This is a genomic window from Lysobacter dokdonensis DS-58 (assembly GCF_000770795.1).
GTDB lineage: Bacteria > Pseudomonadota > Gammaproteobacteria > Xanthomonadales > Xanthomonadaceae > Noviluteimonas > Noviluteimonas dokdonensis.
The window spans coordinates 189,882-196,534 of record NZ_JRKJ01000006.1 but is presented as its reverse complement, the minus strand read 5'-3'; the positions used below and the strand labels follow the sequence as shown (position 1 = coordinate 196,534).

4 protein-coding genes and 2 tRNA genes are annotated in these 6,653 nt (G+C 65.8%); all 6 read right to left on the bottom strand.

The genetic code is table 11. The features are described from left to right. The coding region (locus tag LF41_RS06520; RefSeq protein WP_036167523.1) for a SurA N-terminal domain-containing protein at nt 1-1,672 on the bottom strand (1,672 nt) is incomplete at its 3' end. Nucleotides 1,673-1,775: 103 nt separating this feature from the next. Then, nucleotides 1,776-1,852: transfer RNA gene (locus LF41_RS06515), tRNA-Asp, on the bottom strand. Nucleotides 1,853-1,944: 92 nt separating this feature from the next. Further along, nucleotides 1,945-2,019: transfer RNA gene (locus LF41_RS06510), tRNA-Val, on the bottom strand. A gap of 16 nt (nt 2,020-2,035) precedes the next feature. Then, nucleotides 2,036-2,308 (bottom strand): HU family DNA-binding protein, encoded by a 273-nt coding sequence (locus LF41_RS06505; RefSeq protein ID WP_036167520.1) that lies wholly within the window; start codon nt 2,306-2,308, stop codon nt 2,036-2,038. A 252-nt stretch (nt 2,309-2,560) separates the two neighbouring features. Beyond that, a complete protein-coding gene (gene lon / locus LF41_RS06500) occupies nt 2,561-4,987 on the bottom strand; it encodes an endopeptidase La (protein WP_052116196.1) in 2,427 nt (808 codons plus the stop codon). A 274-nt stretch (nt 4,988-5,261) separates the two neighbouring features. Further along, a complete protein-coding gene (gene clpX, locus LF41_RS06495) occupies nt 5,262-6,548 on the bottom strand; it encodes an ATP-dependent Clp protease ATP-binding subunit ClpX (RefSeq protein WP_036167517.1) in 1,287 nt (428 codons plus the stop codon). Nucleotides 6,549-6,653: the final 105 nt, after the last annotated feature.

Genomic DNA, 6,653 nt, shown 5'->3' with positions numbered 1-6,653 from the left:
GCATGGCCATCGGCGCCAGGCCGCGTTCGGCGGCGACGGCGGCCATCGGCGTGCCGGCCTTGAGCTTGGCGACCATCGCATCGGCGGCGGCTTGCGCGGCCTTCTGCGTGCGTTCGACGCGGATCGCCGCGACGACCTGGTCGCGCACCTGCGCGGCCGGCAATTCGCGCGCCGGCATGTGCTGCGTGACGCGCAGCATGACGACGTGGTCGGGGGCGATTTCGATCGTGTCGCTCACCAGCCCGTCCTGCGTGGCCGAGTCGGCGAACGCCGCGCGCTGCACCGCGCGATTCCCCGCGATGCCGGCGCCGCCGCCGCGCGGGAACGGCCCGAGCGTCTGCACGGGCAGGCCTACGGCCTTCGCCGCCGGTTCCAGCGCAGTGGGATTCTTGTTGACGATGTCGACAAGCTTGGTGCTGATGTCGTTGAACGCGCGTTCGCGATCGGCTTCGGCCTGTTCGGTCACCAGGCGCTCGCGCACCTGGTCGAAGTTCGCTTCCGTCGCGCCCTTCACTTCGCGCACCTGCACCACGTGCCAGCCGAACTGCGTGCGCACCGGGCCGGCGACCTGGCCGCCCTGCATCGCGAACACCGCATCTTCGAACGGCTTTTCCATCACGCCTTTGGCGACCCAGCCCAGATCGCCGCCCTGCGTCTTCGACATCGGATCGTCGGAGTTGGCGGTGGCGAGCTTGGCGAAATCGGCGCCCGGCGCCTTCGCTTGGGCGGCGAGCTTGTTCGCCTTCGCTTCGGCAGCCTGTTGCTGCGCGGGCGTCGCATCGGCGGCCACGGCGACGAGGATGTGCGAGACGAGGCGTTCGCCGCCGCCGCCGAGGCTACCCTTTTCCTTTTCGAAACGTTCGCGCAGCGCGGCTTCGCTGGCCGGCGGCACGGTGAGCGTCTTCGCGTCGATGTCGACGTATTCCACCGTCACCTGTTCCGGCGCGCGGTACTGGTTGCGGTGCGCGGCCCAGTACGCGTCGATTTCCTTGCCCGACACGGGGCCTGCGTCCGGCGCGGGCGCGGGCAACTGCACGAACGCCACGCTGCGCTCTTCGGAGAGCAGCTTGAGCAGGCGATCCATTTCCGAGTTGGTGACGAACGCCGAGTCGTTGAGCGCGCGCGGCAGCGTTTCGAGTTCCAGCCCGCTGCGCACTTCGTTCTCGAAGCCCTTCGCGCTCAGGCCTTGCGAGGCGAGCGCGATCTGGTAACGCTCCTTGCTGAACTTGCCGTCGACCTGGAAGGCCGGCAACTCGAGGATCGCCTTGCGGATCTGTCCGTCGCTGACCGACACGCCGGCGCGGCCGGCGGCCATCTTCATGACGCGCTGGTCGATCAGTTGTTCGAGGATCGCGCGCTTGTTCTCGACCGAGTCGAACGCGAGCGGATCGTAGTTCTCGCCCTGTTCCTGGCGCTGCTGCGCGCGGGCGTTCTCGAGTTGCAGGCGCCAGTCGCGCGAGGTGACTTCCTCGCTCGTCCACAGATAGGAGGCCGGCCAGAATTTCGGCGCGCCTTCCCACCACGTCGGCGGTGCTTCGACCTTCGCGACCCAATCGGGGTTCTGCTGCTGCATGTACGACTCCACGCCGAAGAAGGCGAAGGGAATCGTGAGCAGGCCGAGGATGACCGAAGCGATCCAGCCGGAGGTTTTCTCGCGGAGTTTCTGCAGCATTGGGCGGGTCGTGAGGATGCGTGAGCCGCGCAGTTTAGCCGCTTCGGGCGATTGCCGCAGAAAAACGAAAGCGCCCACTGGGGGCGCTTTCGATTCGAACAAATGGCGGAGTGGACGGGACTCGAACCCGCGACCTCCGGCGTGACAGGCCAGCATTCTAACCGACTGAACTACCACTCCGCGCTGAGCCCGAAATGATACATGGGCGATGTTCGCGCATGCAACACTTCGGCCGAACTTGTTTGCGAACTACATCATCGAGCGGCATCGGGTGGTGGGTGCTGAGGGGATCGAACCCCCGACCCTCTCCGTGTAAAGGAGACGCTCTACCGCTGAGCTAAGCACCCAATCCGACGATTCGAATCAGTTGACCGCGTCCTTCAGCGCCTTGCCGGCCTTGAACGCGGGGTTCATCGACGCGGCGACCTTGATCGTTTCGCCCGTACGCGGGTTGCGGCCTTCGCGCGCGGCGCGCTTGCGCACGGCGAACGTGCCGAAGCCCACGACGGTGACGGTGTCGCCCTTCTTCAGGGCCTTGGTGATCGCAGCGATGACGGCATCGACCGCGCGGCCGGCATCGGCCTTCGTCAGTTCGGAGCCTTCGGCGACGGCATCGATCAATTCGGCTTTATTCATTTGACTGGAACTCCCGGATGGAAACCGCGGATAGGGACCGGGGCAGGCCGATGCGCGCGCGGGTTGCGCGGGCGCATCCTGGCTGGCGTTCCCCGGTCGACGAGCCGCAATGCGTTCACGCATGGCGGCGGACGGCGTCGTTATACCAGTGGGGTATGCGGGGGGCAACCTGAAAACCGCGCAACTGCGCGGTTTCCGGGATGCGGCGATTGTCAATGGGCCCCGCGGGTCAGGTTGTACGGGGCCGTCCGTTCAGTGTGTGACGTCGTGCTGCTGCGCCGGCGGCGTCGCCGGCGGCACCACTTCGCCCTCGCCCGCCACGGGCGTGCCGGCCGCCTGCGGCGCCAGCGGGCGCTCCAGGGCGAGGTCGAGCACCTCGTCGATCCAGCGCACGGGCACGATCTTCATCCCGGTGGTCACCGCCTTGGGGATGTCCGCGAGATCCTTCCGGTTTTCTTCCGGAATGATCACGGTGCGGATGCCGCCACGCATCGCCGCCAGCAGCTTTTCCTTCAGGCCGCCGATGCCGAGCACCTTGCCGCGCAACGTGATTTCGCCGGTCATCGCGACATCGTGCTTGACCGGCACCTTCGTCAGCGTCGACACCAGCGCCGTCGCCATCGCGATGCCCGCGCTCGGGCCGTCCTTCGGCGTCGCGCCTTCGGGTACGTGCAGGTGGACGTCGTAGCGCGTCAGGAAGTCCAGGTCGATGCCGAAACGTTCGGTGCGCGCGCGCACGACCGACAACGCCGCGGCGGCCGATTCCTTCATGACGTCACCGAGCTGGCCGGTGAGGATCAATTGCCCCTTGCCCGGGACGAGCGTGGATTCGATCTGCAGCAGATCGCCGCCGACCTCGGTCCACGCCAGGCCCGTGACCAGGCCGATCTCGTTTTCCGCTTCCGCGCGGCCGTAGTCGAAGCGGCGCACGCCGAGATACTTGTCGAGGTTCTTGCCGGTGACGTTGACCGTGCTGGTCTTCTTCTTGGGGCCTGCGAGCGCGAGTTCCTTGACGACCTTGCGCGAGATCTTCGCGATTTCGCGTTCGAGGTTGCGCACGCCCGATTCGCGCGTGTAGTAGCGCACGATGTCGCGGATCGCGTTCTCGGAAATCTTCAGCTCCTCGCCCTTCAGGCCATTGGCCTTCAGTTGCTTGGGCACCAGGTAGCGCAGCGCGATGTTGAGTTTTTCTTCCTCGGTGTAGCCCGGGATGCGGATCACTTCCATGCGATCGAGCAACGGGCCCGGGATGTTGAGCGAGTTCGACGTCGCGACGAACATCACTTCCGACAGGTCGAGGTCGACTTCGAGGTAGTGGTCGTTGAACGCGTTGTTCTGCTCGGGATCGAGCACTTCGAGCAGCGCCGAGGACGGATCGCCGCGGAAGTCCATCGACATCTTGTCGATCTCGTCGAGGACGAACAGCGGGTTCTTGCTGCCGACCTTGTTGAGGTTCTGCACGATGCGGCCCGGCATCGAGCCGACATACGTGCGGCGATGCCCGCGGATTTCCGCTTCATCGCGCACCCCGCCGAGCGACATGCGCACGAACTTGCGGTTGGTCGCCTTCGCGATCGACTGGCCCAGCGAGGTCTTGCCGACGCCCGGCGGGCCGACGAGGCACAGGATCGGGCCGCGCAGCTTCTGCACGCGCGCCTGCACCGCGAGGTATTCCAGGATGCGTTCCTTGACGCGCTCCAGGCCGTAGTGGTCCTGGTCGAGCACGTCCTGGGCGACCTTGAGGTCCTTGCGCACCTTGGTCTTCTTCTTCCACGGCACGCCGAGCAGCCAATCGAGGTAGTTGCGCACGACGGCCGCTTCGGCCGACATCGGCGACATCTGCTTGAGCTTGCCCAGCTCGGCGCGCGCCTTGGCTTCCACGGCCTTCGGCATGCCCGCTTCGGCGACCTTGCGCGCGAGTTCGTCCAGGTCGTTGGGCTGGTCGTCGATCTCGCCCAGCTCCTTCTGGATCGCCTTCATCTGTTCGTTGAGGTAGTACTCGCGCTGGCTCTTCTCCATCTGCGACTTCACGCGGCCGCGGATGCGCTTTTCCAGCTGCTGCACGTCGATCTCGCCTTCGACCAGGCCGACCAGGAGTTCCAGGCGGCCGCCGATGTCCAGCGACTCCAGCAACTTCTGCTTGTCGGACATGCGCACGCCCAGGTGCGCGGAGATGGTGTCCGCAAGGCGGCTCGGATCGTCGATGCCGCTCAGCGTCTGCAGCAGTTCCGGCGGCAACTTGCGGTTGGTCTTGACGTACTGCTCGAACAGCGACATCAGCGAGCGCGCGATCGCTTCGACTTCGCGCGTTTCGCGTGCGGATTCGGATTCGACGACGGCGCCGGCGCCCTTCAGCGCGCCGTCGCGCTCCTCGACATCGGTGACACGCGCACGCGACAGGCCTTCGACCAGCACCTTGATCGTGCCGTCGGGCAACTTCAGCAACTGCAGCACCTGCGCGAGCGTGCCGATTTCGTGGAGGTCCTTCGCACCGGGCGCATCGGTGTCGGCGGACTTCTGCGCGACGAGGAGGATGCGCTTGTCGGTTTCCATCGCCTGGTCGAGGGCGCGGATGGATTTGTCGCGCCCGACGAACAAGGGGATGACCATGTGCGGAAACACCACGACATCGCGCAGCGGCAGCACCGGCAGGTCGAAGGTTTCGGCGGTCTGGGTCATGGGATCTCCGGCTGTGGAAACGCAAGGGATGGGATGGCGCGCGACCGTCCCCGGACGTTACCGGGGGGCGAGTCAACGCGGCGCGCAGTGCGCGTCATGGTTTCGGTTATGGGGCGCGGGGGACGGGGATGCAAGCGTCCGCTGGCGCATCCGTGACCACGTCCGAACGACTTCAGGGATGTCAACGGACGAACGGCGGCCGCACCCGTCCGATGGACGGGCGAGCTCATGCGTGGGTGGGAGGGACCGGCGGGTTCCACGCCGGTCCGGGGACTCATTCGGCGCCTGCGGCCTTGGGCGTGGCGGGCGGCGTCTGGTAGATCAGGTACGGTTCGGACTTGTGCTCGATGACCGACTCGTCGACCACGACCTTGCTGACGTTCTCCAGCGAGGGGAGCTCGTACATCGTGTCCAGTAGCACCGATTCGACGATGGTGCGCAAACCGCGCGCGCCGGTCTTGCGCTTGAGCGCCTTCCGGGCGATGGCAGTGAGCGCGTCGGGGCGGATTTCGAGTTCCACGCCTTCCATTTCGAACAGCTTGCGGAACTGCTTGCTGATCGCATTCTTCGGCTCGGTGAGGATCTTCACCAGCGCCGGCTCGTCGAGCTCCTCGAGCGTGGCGACCACCGGCAGGCGGCCGACGAACTCGGGGATCAGGCCGAACTTGATCAGGTCTTCGGGTTCCACTTCCGACAGGATCTTGCCGACGTCCTGCTTGCGCTCGGCGCTCTTGACCTTCGCGCCGAAGCCGATGCCGCCGGCTTCCGTCGAACGCTGCTGGATGATCTTGTCCAGGCCGGCGAACGCACCACCCACGATGAAGAGGATGTTGCGCGTGTCGACCTGCAGGAATTCCTGCTGCGGATGCTTGCGGCCGCCCTGGGGCGGCACGCTGGCCACCGTGCCTTCGATGAGCTTCAGCAGCGCCTGCTGCACGCCCTCGCCCGACACGTCGCGCGTGATCGACGGGTTTTCGCTCTTGCGCGAGATCTTGTCGATCTCGTCGATGTAGACGATGCCCTGCTGCGCCTTCTCGACGTCGTAGTCGCACTTCTGCAGGAGCTTCTGGATGATGTTCTCGACGTCCTCGCCGACGTAGCCGGCTTCGGTGAGCGTCGTGGCATCGGCGATGGTGAACGGCACGTTGAGCAGGCGCGCCAGCGTTTCGGCCAGCAGCGTCTTGCCCGAGCCCGTCGGACCGACCAGCAGGATGTTGGACTTCGCCAGTTCGACGTCGTCGTTCTTCTGCCGGCTCTCGATGCGCTTGTAGTGGTTGTACACGGCCACGGCGAGCGTCTTCTTCGCGCGCGACTGGCCGATGACGTACTGGTCCAGCACGTCCAGGATCTCGCGGGGCTTGGGCAGGTGGCTGCGGGCCGACTGCGCCTTCTCCTCGAGCTCCTCGCGGATGATGTCGTTGCAGAGCTCGACGCATTCATCGCAGATGAACACGCTCGGGCCCGCGATCAGCTTGCGGACCTCATGCTGGCTTTTCCCGCAGAACGAGCAATACAGGATCTTGTTGCTGTCGCCGGATCGGCCTTGACGGTCTTCGCTCATTCCCCACACCTGCTTAGGCCACACGGTAGCGGCCCGAGAATAGCATCCGGGGCCCGGTTGTCCACCGAGCCGCGGAGGCAGTTGATTGGTTCCACGATCAGGACG